The 14,358-nt window shown below is 63.8% G+C and carries 13 protein-coding genes; 7 read left to right on the forward strand and 6 right to left on the reverse strand.

Annotated elements, in window-relative coordinates; translation table 11 throughout:
- Positions 1 to 41 precede the first annotated feature (41 nt).
- Positions 42 to 1,226 (reverse strand): GNAT family N-acetyltransferase, encoded by a 1,185-nt coding sequence (locus K359_RS0149225; RefSeq protein ID WP_029085450.1) that lies wholly within the window; start codon positions 1,224 to 1,226, stop codon positions 42 to 44.
- Positions 1,227 to 1,369: 143 nt separating this feature from the next.
- A complete protein-coding gene (locus tag K359_RS0149230; protein WP_245284978.1) occupies positions 1,370 to 1,801 on the reverse strand; it encodes a hypothetical protein in 432 nt (143 codons plus the stop codon).
- A 181-nt stretch (positions 1,802 to 1,982) separates the two neighbouring features.
- On the opposite strand from K359_RS0149230, the gene K359_RS0149235 reads away from it, so the two are divergent.
- The 4 genes from K359_RS0149235 (at position 1,983) to K359_RS0149250 (ending at position 6,363) form a co-directional block, all read left to right on the forward strand.
- Positions 1,983 to 2,219, forward strand: a complete 237-nt coding sequence (locus K359_RS0149235) for a hypothetical protein (protein ID WP_029085452.1) — start codon at positions 1,983 to 1,985, stop codon at positions 2,217 to 2,219.
- Between the two features lie 114 nt (positions 2,220 to 2,333).
- Positions 2,334 to 3,776: a caspase family protein gene (locus tag K359_RS0149240; RefSeq protein WP_035978655.1), complete on the forward strand. Its 1,443-nt coding sequence runs from the start codon at positions 2,334 to 2,336 to the stop codon at positions 3,774 to 3,776.
- Between the two features lie 72 nt (positions 3,777 to 3,848).
- Positions 3,849 to 5,870: a pyrroloquinoline quinone-dependent dehydrogenase gene (locus tag K359_RS0149245; protein WP_029085454.1), complete on the forward strand. Its 2,022-nt coding sequence runs from the start codon at positions 3,849 to 3,851 to the stop codon at positions 5,868 to 5,870.
- Between the two features lie 199 nt (positions 5,871 to 6,069).
- Entirely contained in the window at positions 6,070 to 6,363 is a 294-nt protein-coding gene (locus K359_RS0149250) for an HdeA/HdeB family chaperone (protein ID WP_029085455.1), read from the forward strand.
- Positions 6,364 to 6,448: 85 nt separating this feature from the next.
- On the opposite strand, the gene K359_RS0149255 is transcribed toward K359_RS0149250, so the two are convergent.
- Both K359_RS0149255 and K359_RS0149260 read right to left on the reverse strand, forming a co-directional pair.
- On the reverse strand, positions 6,449 to 6,910 hold the full coding sequence (locus K359_RS0149255) for a PaaI family thioesterase (protein ID WP_029085456.1): 462 nt from the start codon (positions 6,908 to 6,910) through the stop codon (positions 6,449 to 6,451).
- Between the two features lie 45 nt (positions 6,911 to 6,955).
- On the reverse strand, positions 6,956 to 8,431 hold the full coding sequence (locus tag K359_RS0149260; RefSeq protein WP_029085457.1) for an amidase: 1,476 nt from the start codon (positions 8,429 to 8,431) through the stop codon (positions 6,956 to 6,958).
- 176 nt (positions 8,432 to 8,607) lie between these two features.
- Between K359_RS0149260 and K359_RS0149265 the strand changes: the two genes are divergently transcribed.
- The 3 genes from K359_RS0149265 (at position 8,608) to K359_RS0149275 (ending at position 9,450) form a co-directional block, all read left to right on the forward strand.
- The gene (locus K359_RS0149265) at positions 8,608 to 8,739 is read left to right on the forward strand and encodes a hypothetical protein (RefSeq protein WP_029085458.1); all 132 of its coding nucleotides are present in this window, start codon (positions 8,608 to 8,610) and stop codon (positions 8,737 to 8,739) included.
- A 74-nt stretch (positions 8,740 to 8,813) separates the two neighbouring features.
- Positions 8,814 to 9,119 carry a hypothetical protein gene (locus K359_RS0149270; RefSeq protein WP_029085459.1) on the forward strand — a complete coding sequence of 102 codons (306 nt, stop codon included), beginning with the start codon at positions 8,814 to 8,816 and terminating at the stop codon, positions 9,117 to 9,119.
- 100 nt (positions 9,120 to 9,219) lie between these two features.
- Positions 9,220 to 9,450 (forward strand): hypothetical protein, encoded by a 231-nt coding sequence (locus K359_RS0149275; protein ID WP_029085460.1) that lies wholly within the window; start codon positions 9,220 to 9,222, stop codon positions 9,448 to 9,450.
- A gap of 75 nt (positions 9,451 to 9,525) precedes the next feature.
- On the opposite strand, the gene K359_RS0149280 is transcribed toward K359_RS0149275, so the two are convergent.
- Positions 9,526 to 9,732 carry a hypothetical protein gene (locus tag K359_RS0149280; RefSeq protein ID WP_029085461.1) on the reverse strand — a complete coding sequence of 69 codons (207 nt, stop codon included), beginning with the start codon at positions 9,730 to 9,732 and terminating at the stop codon, positions 9,526 to 9,528.
- A 548-nt stretch (positions 9,733 to 10,280) separates the two neighbouring features.
- On the reverse strand, positions 10,281 to 10,502 hold the full coding sequence (locus tag K359_RS0149285) for a hypothetical protein (RefSeq protein WP_029085462.1): 222 nt from the start codon (positions 10,500 to 10,502) through the stop codon (positions 10,281 to 10,283).
- Positions 10,503 to 14,358 lie beyond the last annotated feature (3,856 nt).

Raw genomic sequence — 14,358 nt, forward strand, 5'->3', positions numbered from 1 at the left:
CGCAATCTTTCGATCCGCGGGCTGGTGCAAGCGGCGTCGTGCTATCCGGACGTTGCGCGCCGTTGGTGGATCCACCTGACAGCGTCACGCACGGCTTCGTAGCCGCGCCTGTGCATGTTCAGCGCGCCGTGAATGGCCGGTAGCAGCGGATCGCGGCGTCGCAGCGGGAGCAGCACGTCGCCGATTGCGAAGCGGCCGCGCCAGATCGGATCGATCATGGGGTGGCCGGGAGCTGCAGTGGAATCGGCCGAATTGATCGCGGGATCGGCGCAGAGGTTCCGCGTCAGCTCCAGCGTCAATTGCGCGCCGGGCGAATGCTTCGCAAAGCGCTCGTCGATGCCGATCTTGAAGAAGAAGGCGCGGTCCTGGTGGCGCACCACGATGCCGCCTGCGACCGGCGTCGCGCCCGCGTACAGCGTGAGGATCTCGCAGCGGCCGGCTTCGGCCATTGCCGACGTCGCACGGCGGATGAAGGCCTCATCGCCGGCATGCTGGCTGAGCGCCGTGCCGCGTCGGCCCTTCCAGCCACCGGATTCGAGGACAAGGAAGGTCTCAAGCGCGGTGGCAACTTCTCGCGGCGTGCGTGCGACGTCGAAGCGCACCGCGCCATGGTCGGCCAGGCGTTGACGCTGGCGGCGCAGCTCCTTCAGCTTCTTAGGCCCGAGCGCGTCGCGCAGCAATTGGTCGGCATCGCGCGTCGCATCGAGCTGCGCGCGCTGATAGGCGCTGAGCAGGCGCGGCTGCAAACCGTCACGCGCGAGCACCGCGCGGATGGCGGCCATGGCCGGGCCTTCCAGCGACATGGTGCGGAGGATCAGCGCATGCGCGCCCGCATCGCGTGCCTGCTGCAATATCTTGCCGACCGCCTGCTCGGCGGCGTCGCGGTCGAGCAGCGGCGTGCACAGCGTGCCATAGGGTTCGGCGCCGACCAGCGCGGGCAGGGGAATGCGATAGATCCGCCGCATCGAAACGACCGGCAACAGCCCGATCAATTGCCCGCCATCGCCGGTGGCGCTGAGCAGCGACGCGCCGGTGCGGCCGCGCGCCGAGGCATCGACCGCCAATTCCCAGTCGGGCTGGTAGTAGCCATTGGCCTCGATCGCGCGTTCGGCGAGGCCGCGCCATGCGCTGACCGGTGCGCCCGACAGTGGCGGCAGCACATTCCTCTCCGTGGCATCGTCATGCGATGCACGGCGGATCATTGCCTGGTCAGCAATATCGGCCACGTCCCTGTTTTCCCCGGTGCGCGAGCCTGATCGGCCCGCGTTCGTCAGGGCAACGCTAGCGGAAAGAAATGGAAAATGCCGTTGAGGCCATCAGGCAATTTGAGCGGTCATGTTAACGGCGCGTTCAGCATGCCGCGGGCGGCTCACGGCTTGGTATTTTGTTGCGCTTGCACCGCAACGGCGCCGTCGACCGGTTCGTAATTCTCGGTCAGGCAGTTGTCGTCGGCTTCCACCTGCCGGCGATCGAAGATCGCGCCACCATTGATGAACACGCGATAGGTCCGCGTCCCGAGCGGCTTGCCGATCACCGATGTCAGTTCAGCCTGCACGCAGGCCGTCCAGCCGGTGCCGCCGGGGTCGTGCAGCGGGGCGGAAACCCGCACATGGGTCGGCTGCGAGCCGGCGGTGAACACCGAATCCAGCTTGCTCGCGACCAGCCGTTTGACATCCGGAGGCGCCTCGAGCGGCGCCGGCTCGGTGGACTTGACCTTCAATATCTCAGGCCACACCGCGTGGCTGTCCGCCAGCCCGCAGCCACTCAACATCAGGGCGGCGCCGGCCAGCAGCGCCGCCACATGTACCTGTCTCTGTCCCATGGAGTTAATTTAATGTGCCGCGGCCCAGATTGCGCCCCCCTGGTGACGCTGAATTCGCGCCACGCGGCGCTTTGTCGATCAACAAATGTCGAGAGACAAGTTATGTTTGGGGTGGCGGTATTGCCGGATGTTTCTGCGGCCGCGGGGGAGAGAGACTGACATGAAAAGCTTCACGGTTGCTGCCGTCATTCTGGCGCTGGTCGCGACACCAACCCTGGCCCAGGGCCGGCGAGGGGGCGGGGGCGGGGGCGGCGACGCGAAGACCGAGCAGAAGCCAAAGGTCGACGAGAAGGCCTACAAGGCCGCGCTCGACCGCATCCCCGAACCCAAGGAAAAATACGATCCCTGGGGCGTCACCAAGCCGGCCGCCGATCCGGCCAAGAAGCCGAAACAGTAAGCGATCGTCGGACCCCGCGACAGTTCTGCAGCGAACCGGCGTCGGTTGCCGCGTGGCTTGAACCTTGGTCTGACGGCTTTCGACCCATTTCCGACGTCACCGCCGGAGGCCGCCATGTTTCGCCGTTCGTTCCTCGGCCTGATCGTTCCGGCTGCGATCCTGCTCGGCACCGTACCGGCATTGGCGGAAAACCGTCTGGCGCTGGTGATCGGGCAATCGGCCTACAAGTCCGCGCCGGCGCTGCCCAATCCGGCCAACGACGCCAGGGCCATGTCGCAGATGCTGACCGATGCCGGATTTGCGGTGACGGCGGCGTCCGATCTGTCGCAGGACGAGATGCGCGCCCGGATCAGCGACTTCGCCGGACAAGTGGCGGCGAAGGGCGCCGACACCGTGGCGCTGGTGTTCTATGCCGGCCATGGCTTGCAGATCGACGGCGAGAACTATCTGGTGCCGGTCGATGTCGATCCGAAGCGCGAGGCCGACATCCCGATCCAGGCGGTTCGCCTCAACGACATCCTGAACACGCTGACCTCGGTGCCGAGCCGGATGCGCATCGTGCTGCTCGATGCCTGCCGCAACAATCCTTTCCCGGAGCTCAGCAAGACCGCGGGGCACGGGCTTGCCATCGTCGATGCCAGGGTCGGCGCGCCCGGCACCTTCGTGTCGTTCTCGACGTCGCCGGGCGCGGAAGCCGAGGACGGCAGCGGCGCCAACAGCCCGTATACGACCGCGTTGCTGGCCTCGGCGAAGGAGCCGGGCATTCCGATCGAGGACACGTTCAAGCGCGTTCGCCTTGCGGTGTACAAGGTGACCGACGGCCGCCAGACACCATGGGATTCCTCGTCGCTCACCGACGACTTCCGCTTCATGGCAGGTTCGGCTTCGGCGTCGCCCGCGGCCACGCCGCAACCCGCCGCCGCCAAACGCACCGTCGACGAATGGAAACGCGAATTGCAGGGCAAGCCGATCGAGGCCGCAAGCGAGTTGATCGTGGTCGACGGCACCGACGAATCCTATGAGGCCTTCGCCGCGATCTTCGCCGGCACGCCGCGCGGCCTGCAGGCGCGCGACTGGCTCGACCGGCATCGCCGGATGGTGGCGTGGAATGATGCCATTCTCGCCAACACGGCGGCGGCCTATCGTGGCTTCCTCGCGCAATATCCTGACACCGACCTTACAGCCACCGCGCGCAAGATGATCGAACGGCTGCGCTATCGTCCCGATCTGACGCCGGCCGCTGCGGTCAGTGTGCCCGCGACCAATGTCGCGCTGGCGGCGCCGACCTGTCCCTGCAACGCCGCGCCGCCGCAGTTGCAGAAGGCCGATGCGCCGGCCAAGAAGCGCGTCGATCCCGATCCGCCGCGGCGCGCAGGCAAGCGCCCGCCGCGCGTCGTGGTCGAGGACGACGTCGTGGTGGTGCGCCGTCCGCCTCCTGCCGTGGTCGACGAGCCTGTCGGGCCGCCTGTCGGAATAGGAATCGGAATTGGCATCGGCGGCGGTCGTGGTGGCTATCGCGGCAATGATGGCGGCGGATATCACAGGGGTGGATACTGACGCGCCAATCGCGTAAACGCTTTCCCCGCGTGAGATGCGACGCTTGATGATCGCAACTCGCGGGAGGACGCAATGCGGTCGTTGTTTCGCCTGGTTGCCGCGGTGGTGCTGTGTAGCCAGCCGGCGCTCGCCTGGGAGTATTGGGGCGGTGACCGCGGGGGACAGCGCTTCTCGCCGTTGACCCAGATCACATCAGACAATGTCGGCACGCTGGTGCGTGGCTGGGAATTCCGCACCGGCGATCTCGACGCGCGCCCGCCCGAGGTCATGAAGCGGACCAAGTTCGAGGTGACGCCGCTGTTGGTCGAGGACAGCCTGATCCTCTGCACGCCGTTCAACGAGGTGATCGCGCTCGATCCCGGCACCGGTGCGCAGAAATGGCGGTTCGATCCGAAGATCAGCATGGCGCAGCGGCCTGCCAACCGCTTCGTCTGCCGCGGTGTCGCGCACTGGACGGATGATCGTGCGGCTGACGGCGCGGCCTGCAAGTCACGCATCTTCACCGGCACCAATGACACGCGCCTGATCGCGCTCGACGCCAGAACCGGCAAGCCTTGCGCTGATTTCGGCAACGCTGGCGAGATCAAGATCGACGCCGGCATGAAGCTGGCATGGCCGGGCGAGTTCCAGATCACGTCGGCGCCGGTGACGGGACGCGGCGTGGTGGTGGTCGGATCCGCGATCGGCGACAACCGGCGGGTCGATGCGCCGCTCGGCGCGGTGCGGGCCTTTGACGCGCGGACCGGCCAGCTGCGCTGGACGTTCGATCCGCTGGTGCATGACGGGATCGAGGCCGGTCACAGCAATGTCTGGGCGCCGATGTCGGTGGACGAGGAGCGGGGCCTGGTGTTCCTGCCGACGACATCGCCCAGTCCCGATTTCTGGGGCGGCAAGCGTCCCGGCAATGACGAGCACGCCAATTCCGTCGTCGCGCTGCGGATCGAGACCGGCGAGCTCGTGTGGGCATTCCAGACCGTGCATCACGACGTCTGGGACTACGACCTGCCGGCGCAGCCGACATTGGCGCGGATCGACACCGGTTCGGGCATGCGCGACGTCGTGATCCAGCCGACCAAGCAGGGCTTTGTGTTCGTGCTCGATCGCGACACCGGCAAGCCGGTGTGGCCGGTCGAGGAGCGCGCGGTGCCGCAAAACGGCGCCGACGGCGAGAAACTGTCGCCGACGCAGCCGTTCCCGACCCACGTGCCGCCGCTGCTGACGCAGCGCATGACGGCCGATGATGTCGCCGGATTGCTGCCGGGCGTCGGGAGCTCGGCTTGCGAGAAGCTGCTCTCGCAATCCCGCAACGAGGGGCTTTACACGCCGCCGTCGACGCAAGGCACGATCGTCTATCCGATGACCGGCGGCGGCGTGAACTGGGGCAGCGCAGCGTTCGATCCGGTCAACCAGATCCTCTACGCCAATGTCAGCCACGCGGCGCACATCATCACGTTGATCCCGCGCGACCAGGCCAAGGGCTTCGACCCGCCGCCCGGACATGATTTCGGTCAGCAGGAAGGGGCGCCGTTCGCGATGTCGCGGGCGCTGGCGAAGTCGGCGGTTGGATCGCCGTGCAACAAGCCGCCGTGGGGCGAGACGGTGGCGGTCGATCTCAAGGCCGGCAAGATCCTCTGGCATTCGTCGGTCGGCACCAGCGAGGATCTCGCGCCGCTCGGCATCGCGCTCGATACCGGCACGCCGCTGGTCAATGGCGTCGCGATCACCGCGGGCGGCCTCGTCTTCACCGGCGCGATGGATGCCTATCTGCGCGCGTTCGATGCCAGATCGGGCAAGCAATTGTGGCTCGGCCGGCTTCCGGTGCCGGGCGTCGCCAATCCGATGACCTATCTCTGGAAGGGCGAGCAATATGTCGTCATCGGCGCCGGCGGCCATTCCGAAGCCGGCACATCGGTCGGCGACAGCGTGGTCGCATTTCGCCTGCCGCGTCAGGGCGAGGGTGTTTCGCTTCTCGCGCGCTTGATCGATCGTCCCGGCGGACGATTTGCCGCGAAGGCAGTCGCGGCCGGCGCGGTGCTGATCGTGCTTGTCGGGTTGTTCTGGCGCTGGCGCAGGAGGCGCGTCAAGGTCGTGTAGCTCGACTGCGCGTTCGCTGAGGCGTCACATGACAAATCGGCGACACGGATTCTCACTCCGTGCACCGAAACGACGTGCAGAACGATCTGCGCGATGCCATGCTTGCGTTCGCTGCAATGCTTCGCTTACGAGGTCGCGAGCGGACGCGCTGGGCTTCCGGCGACCTGTTCATTTCAGATCATTGTCCATGGAGATTGCGATGAAGTTCACTGCCTCGATCATGCTTGCCGTCGCGCTTGCCCTGTCGTCCGCGCCGGCCAAGGCCACCGTCCTCGATCTGTCGACCATGACCTGCAAGCAGTTCGTCGAAGGCGGCGACGATACCATCAAGATGGTGCTGATCTGGATGGACGGCTGGTACAAGGGCGATTCCGACGAGGCGATCATCGACACCGATGTGTTCGTGGAGAATGCCAAGAAGTTCGGCACCTATTGCGGAAAGAACCCGACGATCAGCATCGTCAATGCCGCCGAGGCCGTTCTCGGCAAATGACGTTTCTTGTTTGAGCATAATCCCCGCGCAAACGCCTAGCGTTTGTCGCGAGGGAAAACCGCTTCGCACTTTTCCGGATTGTGCTCTATCCCGGCAGCATCGCGAATGCGCTCGACACCATCGCCACCGGCTTGTTGTCGGTGGCGGAGAGCAGCGTGACGCGGCCGAAGCTCATGGTACGGCCGAGCCGGACCACACGGGCGTCGGCCAGCACATCGGACGCGGTCGCCGCGCGCATGAAATGCGTGGTCTGGTCGACCGTCGTCATCGGACGATAGCCCTTGTTGGCCGCGAGATTGGCGAGCACCATCGCGGTGTCGGCGAACGCCATCAGCGCCTGGCCGCAGACGATGCCGCCCTGGCGGCACAGCCGCTCGGAAAACGGCATGCGCAGGATGGCGCCGGGCTGCCAGTCGGCACCGCCACCGGCGGGCGGCGCAAAGTCGAACAGCTCGATCGACAGATTGAGGTCCTGCACCCATGGCGCAAAGACGTCGCCGAGCACGCGTCGCGCGTCGTCGATCCCGAATTCACCGGCCTGCTGCATGACGTTCCGTTTCCTCCGCTTGGTTTCTTGCTTGCTCTTTATTGCCTAGTCGCGCGTGACATGCACGCCAGGCCGCTTGCCGTCATTCCACTTGCCGTCGATCGCCCGTTCGATCTGGGCCGCGAGCTGCAGCAGCGACCCGTCATCGGCCTGTTTTCCGATCGCCTGAATGCCGAGCGGCAGGCCGTGCTCGTTGGTTGCAAGCGGCAGCGAGATCGCCGGGATGCCGCACAGATTGGCAAGCGGCGTGAAGGCGAAGTTGCGCCAGAGATTGCCGAACCAGTCCAGCACCGACGGATTGTCGCTGATGGTGAGATATTCCGTGGTGCCGACCTTCGGCGTCGGCAGCGCCGTGATCGGCGTCAGGATGATGTCCCAATCCTCGAAGAAGGCGCCGAAGCCGCGCGCCGTCGTGTTGAAGGTTGCCTGCATGCGGGCGCGATCGGCGAAGCTAAAGTGCCTGCCATGCTCCCAGATGCGGATATTGATCGGCTCGATCAAATCCGCCGGCGGCCGCTCCAGTCCGCGTGCGGCGAGCATGTTGCTGATCACGACGGCGAAATTGCTGATGTAGCAGGTGGTCTGGGCCGCGAAGGCGTCCCCGTAGTCGATCGACGGCAGTGCGTAATCGACCTGATGGCCCAGGCCTTCGAGGAAGCGTCCGACCCGCGCGAGCTCGGCGGCGATATGCGGCGTCGCGCGATAGTCGCCCCAGCTGTGCGACAGCGCGATTCTGAGCCGCCCGGGATCGCGCGCGATCATCGCCGTATAGGGCTCCGCCGAAGTCCAGAACGGCATGAATTCGCCGGGCGCCGGGCCGCGGCATGCATCGACGAAGACAGCGGTGTCGCGCACCGTGCGCGACTGGCAGCCCTGGATCGAGACCAGCCCGGTGAGATCGGACAGATGCGGCGCGAGCGAGAACACGCCGCGCGACACTTTCAGCCCGATATTGCCGTTGACGCCGGCGGGAATCCGGATCGAGCCGCCGCCGTCGGTCGCATGCGCGATCGGCACGGCACCGGCGGCAACCATCGCCGCGCTGCCGGCCGACGAGCCGCAGGTGGTGTAGTCGGTGTTCCAGGGATTGCGCGTGACATAGACGGCGGGGTTTTCGGCCGAGCTGCAGACCCCGAACTCCGGCGTGGTGGTGCGGCCGATCAAATTGAGGCCGGCCTTGCGCAGCTTCGTCGTCAGGAAGGTATCCGCCGCCGCGCGATTGCCGCGCATCATCAGCGAGCCCATCTCCTGCAGCCGGCCCTTCAAGGTCGGGCCGAGATCCTTCATCAGGAAGGGCAGGCCGGCGAACGGTCCGTTGAGATCGGCGCCGTCGCGTGCGGGATCGGCGATCACGTCGTCGAACAGCTCGACCACGCCCGTCAGCGCGGGATCGACCTTGGCGATGGCGGCGGCGGCCTGGGACGCCAGCTCCCGCGGCGTCAGCTCGCCGTTCCGGACGCGCTCGGCGAGCGCCGTCCCGTCGTGCCGCGTCCATTCGTCCCAGCTCATCGCCAAAGTCATTTGATCGATTCCTTTTCTGCTTTGTTGCGCAGTGTAATTTGCGCGGCCGCCTGGTCAAACCGATGTGCGCGTGCGCTGCGCTCCGACGCGCGTGCGCGGCGTGCAAGCGCCGTGCCCGGCTTGAAAATGCCCCAGTTCCATAGCCCAATTGCCCCTCGTCAGTGGTGGGGGCGTACATGTTCCGCAGGTTGGCGATGCTGGGCGGCGTGATTGCGATCGGGCTTGCGCTGAGCGGTTGCACGCGCTGCGGTCCGATCTGGGACGACTGGGTGCAGTCGCCGAAATCCTGCAAATCAGACCATCTCTAGGGCAGGGGCAGGCGCGCTTGGCGGCGGCTTTCTTGCGGTGATATACCACTGCTGAAAATGCAAGGAGCGTTGTTATGAGAGTTTTGTGCGCGGTTGCGGTTGCGGTGCTGCTGTCGGCGCCGGCCTATGCGCAAATGCCGAACGTCAACCTGATGCCCGAGGTCAAAAGCAAGACCCAGGAGGAGAAGGATCGGGACGCGGTCAACGACAAGGCCTACAAGGACTCGCTCAGCAAGATTCCCGATGCCAAGGGATCGTCCGATCCCTGGGGTGTCGTGCGCAGCGACGCGCCGAAGGCGACAGCCCATCCCCCCGCCAAGCCGAAGACCAAGACCGGAAGCACCGCGCAGCCCGCAAGCTCGGCGCAGCGCAGCCAGTAGCGCCCCCGTTCGGGCCGGCTTCGTCGTCTCCCACGGACTCGGAATCTCCTGGCGCGGCGCCTATATTGGGGGCGTCGTCAGTTGGTCCGGAGTTGCGGCAATGGTGTTTCGTCCGCGCGATCTCGCCAGCCGGATGGCCGAGCGGCGCAAGCCGGATGACGGCTATCTGCGCGAGACCTTCAGCTTGCCGCGGGATCAGGCCCGCCTGCGGGCGCGTGACTTTCTCAAGCGCTATCCGAAGGCGGCCTATATGAGCACCGTCGAGAGCTGGCGTGAGCTGCCCGGCGGCGACATCGAGTTCACGATGCGGCGGCTGGCCAGCGCGGATTAGAGCGTTTTCGACGCTGGTTCGCGTGAAGAAAACGCGTCAAGACAATCATCCGGCGCTTGCCGGACAGACTGCGCCTCAATCGCAATCGCTGCGTCCGCGGGTCCGTCCCCGCCCGACCTTGTTCAACTCGCGGTCGATCCGCAGCTGCACCCGGCGGATCGCAAGCAGGTCGAGTTTCGCCTCGGTCTTGCCCGTGAAGATCCGATCGCCGATCTGGAAGCGCCATCCCCAGACGCCGGCCACCAGCTGCGTGACACTGAATTCGACGCCCCTGTGGATCATCTGGACCGGTTCCGCAATTGAAAGGCGGTCTTCGAATCTTAAACTAAAAGTTGTATCAATAACTAAAACCCGTCAAACGGTAATGTGAAAATTGCGCCCATTCGCTCTTCGTTATGGACCCTGGAAGAGGATCCGTCCGTCGGCCGCATCGCCTGCCTCGCGACGCGCAGGCAGCGCCGGCCGGACGCGCCAATGTTACGAACACTGGCGGAACCTTGAGTCTTCCTGTGAAGGCTACGTAGTTTTTTCGGGGGTCAGGAGAGGTACTAAGGTATTATGCAGATTGTGCCAAACCCGTTGTCCAGCGTGATCAGGCCTGCCGGTAACTTGTTGATTATCCAAGCGGCACGCCGCGTGTGTGGGACCATCCGCCGCAGGAACTTTGTTCTCGCCCGGAGAACTACGGATTGCGGCCCATCGCTGGATGGCCGCCTTTCCGCACCGGCTTCGTCAGCCGCTCGAACCGGGAACTCGGGTCGGAGCAGGGGCGGCGATAGCCGTCAGGATGGCCGGGCGAAGGTTCTGGTTACCTGCCGGTGCCGTCCCGGTCAGGACATCGATTTCTTCGGATCAGGACGCTCGGAAGCGGGATAGCTTTCGTGCCTCACGTGGTCGAGCAAGCTGAAGTGAACGCGATCCGCGACGACAGGAGCTTCTCTGGCGTATTTTTCCGCGAGCGCCAAAACTTCCGCGCGCCTGTCGGGCTCCAGGATCCAGAAGAACGCAATCGCGAGCTTCAGCGCTTCCTCTTCTGACGGCCGTTCGAGCATCTCGGAAAACTCTGGTCCGCGGTGTCAGCATTGACGTCGCTCCGGGCTCTTGTCGGCTGATTGTCGGAGTCGATAAATCTTAACACGTTAATTGATCTCGGCAATGCGTCCCGCGTGCGGATGCCGCGCGACGATGCCGGTTTTCCGGCCTCGGCGTGTCTTCCGGCACAACGCTGCCCGCTTGAAATATATGCGGACGACGTTCGCTCAACAGGAACCGACTTGGGCAGCGCCCAGTTGTCACAGGTTCGGTTGCTGTCCGCCGACGGCACCGACGATGTGGGAAGGTCGGCCTCAGCGTGGCCCCCGCGCTGGGGTCGTTTATTTTGTGACGGGACCAGCAGGTCATGGGGCGAGCCTTGTGGAGCGGGCGGCCCTCGTCAGCCAATTGCCTGGTCCCCACCGGTCATCGCATTGGTCATTCCTGTTGAAGATTGCATCGGCCTTTCGCCAACCAACGATCCCCGGGCGCCGGAGGTTTCACAGCGCCGGGGATCGCTACTCCCGGTGGGCTTGGGGGCTAAGGCCGGGAGCTTGAGAACCGACTCTCCAGGTTTCGGTTCGTTCCCCGGATTGCTGTTCCAGGGCCCAAAAATGAGCAACGCCGCCCGCATTGAAATACGACGGACGGCGTTGGTTCTAGCCCCAGGAGGGTTGGCAAAATCCTGACCTGGACAGCTACGGACGAGCGGGGCGCAAGGTTCACATCTTTGGTCCGTATGACTCCGGTACTCCAAACGCACCCGGCAAAGTGTCGGTGTGAGGCCTAGAATCGAGTGACTAAGTTGTTCTGGCCTCGGCGGGTCCCCCTCGCCGGGGCCCTTTTCGTTTGGATCGTCGAAGCGATGAATGAGGCAGCGCAGAACAGCCCGCAGCCGTCCGCGTTCCCCGGCTGGATGTCACCGCTGGATGTCACCGCAGCAAGAGCCAAGCCACGCTGACGAACAGGGCCACAAGCGACACCGCCGCAGCGCAGACAAAGGCAACCTCCACGCCATCGATATGGTGGTGGTTCGCCTGCATGGTCGTCCTCCCTGATCTAGAGGGGCATCCGCAAACCCAGGGACATCAGCCACTCCGTCAAGTGAGCGGTGGTCTCGTCATGCCGCGCCTTCCTCAGCAGGGCCTCTTTCTTGGTACATGGGGGAAGCGTGCTGGCTTGCTCGCGCAGGCGCATGGCCTCGTCGGCAAGACGTTCTTCCGGTGATTGCGAGTGCCTGAAGCGACGCCGCTTCTGCATGGCGCTGCACCCTGCTGGTTGTTGGGCGGGAGCACTAACCGGGCGATCTCATCACCGGTCGATGCCCACGGGCGGTGCGGTGATGAATCATCAACGGATCGAAAGACGGGATGTTCCGCGCTGCGGGCAGTTAGGACACTTGTCAAAATGAGGTAATCCGCGAGGGCGCATTCCGTTGCCACTTTTTCCCGATACAGTGAATTGCGCTCTCCGGACGGAGCGCCAAAGGGGGCGGCCCCGGCGCGTATCCCGCTAGCCCGCGCGCCGGGGCCGTTTCGAGTGATCGAACGACGCCGGACAGCACAACGCCGCCCGCTTGAAAATCTTGCAGGCGGCGCTGGGCTCTAGCCCCGAGAGGGTACGAACAAAAATCCCGGTGATGGTCGGTCTTGCCGGAGCAACGAAAGGTTCACAGCCGGTCGCCAAAAAGAGCGCCGCTTCTCTCGTTGGCACAATCTGCGGATATCAGAAACGTTTGCGGGGCTATCAATTGAAAACAGGAACGAAGCGCGTTCGCCAGCCGAGGGCGGTCTTACTCTTTCGGCTCCGGATGCAGCTTGCGCTTCTGGGCTTCGTGCTCTGCAATTAACTGCGCGATGCCGTCGACGGTCTGCCGATCCGTGATCGTTCGGGCGAGCGCAGCGTAATGGACGCTTCTTTCGTCCAACTCGACACACTTCGCACACATGGCGTGCGCTCCCATTCCAATGAAAGGCGGGAGCCCGGTAGGTCTCTCAGCCACCGACGCCCAAAATCGTGCCGGTGATGCTCTATAACCAAGTTATCGTGGGTTAGTTTCTCGCTGAGCGATCTTAATCCCGGGGGCATTAGCCAATCGGTCAAAGGGGCTCAGCAACGCCTCTCGCGCAACCGGTTGCCTGATGTCCCGTAACTGGGAGTGTCGGCCCATTCTTCCATTTTGGTACTACGGGCTGGCTGGGGCCGTTCGGTCCATCCCGGTCACGGACGGCCCTATCTTTTGTTCTCGCAAGAACGAATTAAACATCATCAAGATTTATATGCCCAGAACAGTGAATAAGGCCGCTCAGTAGTCCTACTGAGAACATCGGCCAAGCCTTGGTTTCTGTTCGCTTAATCCAAAACGGACCACGCCAAAATTCAAACCAGGCCGCCAGGGGATAAAACAGACCGGCACCCGATTACCGGTGTTGTCCTAACCAGGACACTCCTCCTAGCAAAATAGGACAGACTGAGGAATCGGGAAAAAGTGGCAATTGGGAACTCGCCGTGTTAAACGATAGCCCATTGGAGCCTGCTCGCTTCGAGCATAGGAAATACTGGCCTTTGGCTTCACTGCCGGGGCCTATTTTTTGGCGCTAGGACACTTGTGGGGTAGTCCGCGAAGACAGTTTTCCATTGCCACTTTTTCCCGGTACCGTGAATCGCGCTCCTCCGGACAGGGGCGCCCAATGAAGCGGCCCCGGTGTGTTCCCCAAGCCCGTCCGGGGCCGTTTCGATTCAGCGCGGGGTCATGGACAAACAACCGATACCCGTCGGTGAACAGATCATCACCATCGCGTTGCTGGTGATCTTCGCACTCGTAATTTGGTACGGCGCCATGATCTGAGACTGGGCGCCTTTTTATTCACGGGGCTGTCACCGACAAGATGGAATGGGGCTAGCTTTTGGGGCCTTTTCTTGGAAACACCGTGCTCTCCCGGAATCCCCAAGCCCTGTGGATAAGTGTAAACGGACTCTTGCCGGGGCAGGTCCTGTTTTCATCCCGTAGCGTGTTTTTCGAGAATTTCCCTCGGCTGGGGGCCGCACGATGCGAGGCGGCCCCTTTCTATTCGGCGGCGGGGCAAACGGCCTCAGCGTTCGTTCCAACGCGCTGGGGCCGTTTCTTTGGGCCGACGATCTGGACGAGGGGAGCCGTGCGAACCGGCCCGCTTCCCTCTCTGACACGAACTTGGCGAGGATTTGGATGGGCTGCTCAGGGTCGGCCTCGTTCGCCAGAAACAGGTAGTACTCACTCCCGTCTAGCGCGATCCCGTCGTCCCCACCCAACTGTCGTTGGAGTATGCGCCCGAGGAAGACTCAGGGAAGGGCTCGTAATGAAAGAGGCCGCCAACTGAGGCGGCCTCTGATTAGCGACCCCAGCAACCTTTGGGGGCCCTATGGGAGGCTGGCTGCTGGGGCCATCTAGCGACCCGGTTGGTGCATACGGGCCGACATAGCTATCAGTTTGCAAGGAAAGCAAACGCCATGATTGCTATCGGGCTGAGACCTAGGATTACAGCCCAGAATCGGAAAAACAGGTCATTTGACATGACACAACCCCACGTAGAGGGGCAGTCTACGCCGGGAAAACTTGGTAGCTCCAGTGCAGTTCGTGCCAAGCCGTAGAACTACGGTGATTGGCTCGTTGTCAGGAACTCCGTTCACCCACGGAGAACCCCGGTAACACTTCTCCTCGGTGGATGAAGAACACTTGGCGGACCATAAGGATTGCTAAGGCCAGAACATCCGGTGCGCGACTCAGTAGTCCTACCGAGAACAACGGCTAAGCATTGGTTGCCGCTCGGTTAATTCAAAACAGGCCACTCCGAAAATCAAACTAGGCCACTAGGGGATAAAACAGGCCAGCACCCGACT

The sequence above is a fragment of the Bradyrhizobium sp. th-b2 genome, from assembly GCF_000426785.1.
GTDB classification, from domain to species: Bacteria; Pseudomonadota; Alphaproteobacteria; order Rhizobiales; family Xanthobacteraceae; genus Bradyrhizobium; species Bradyrhizobium septentrionale.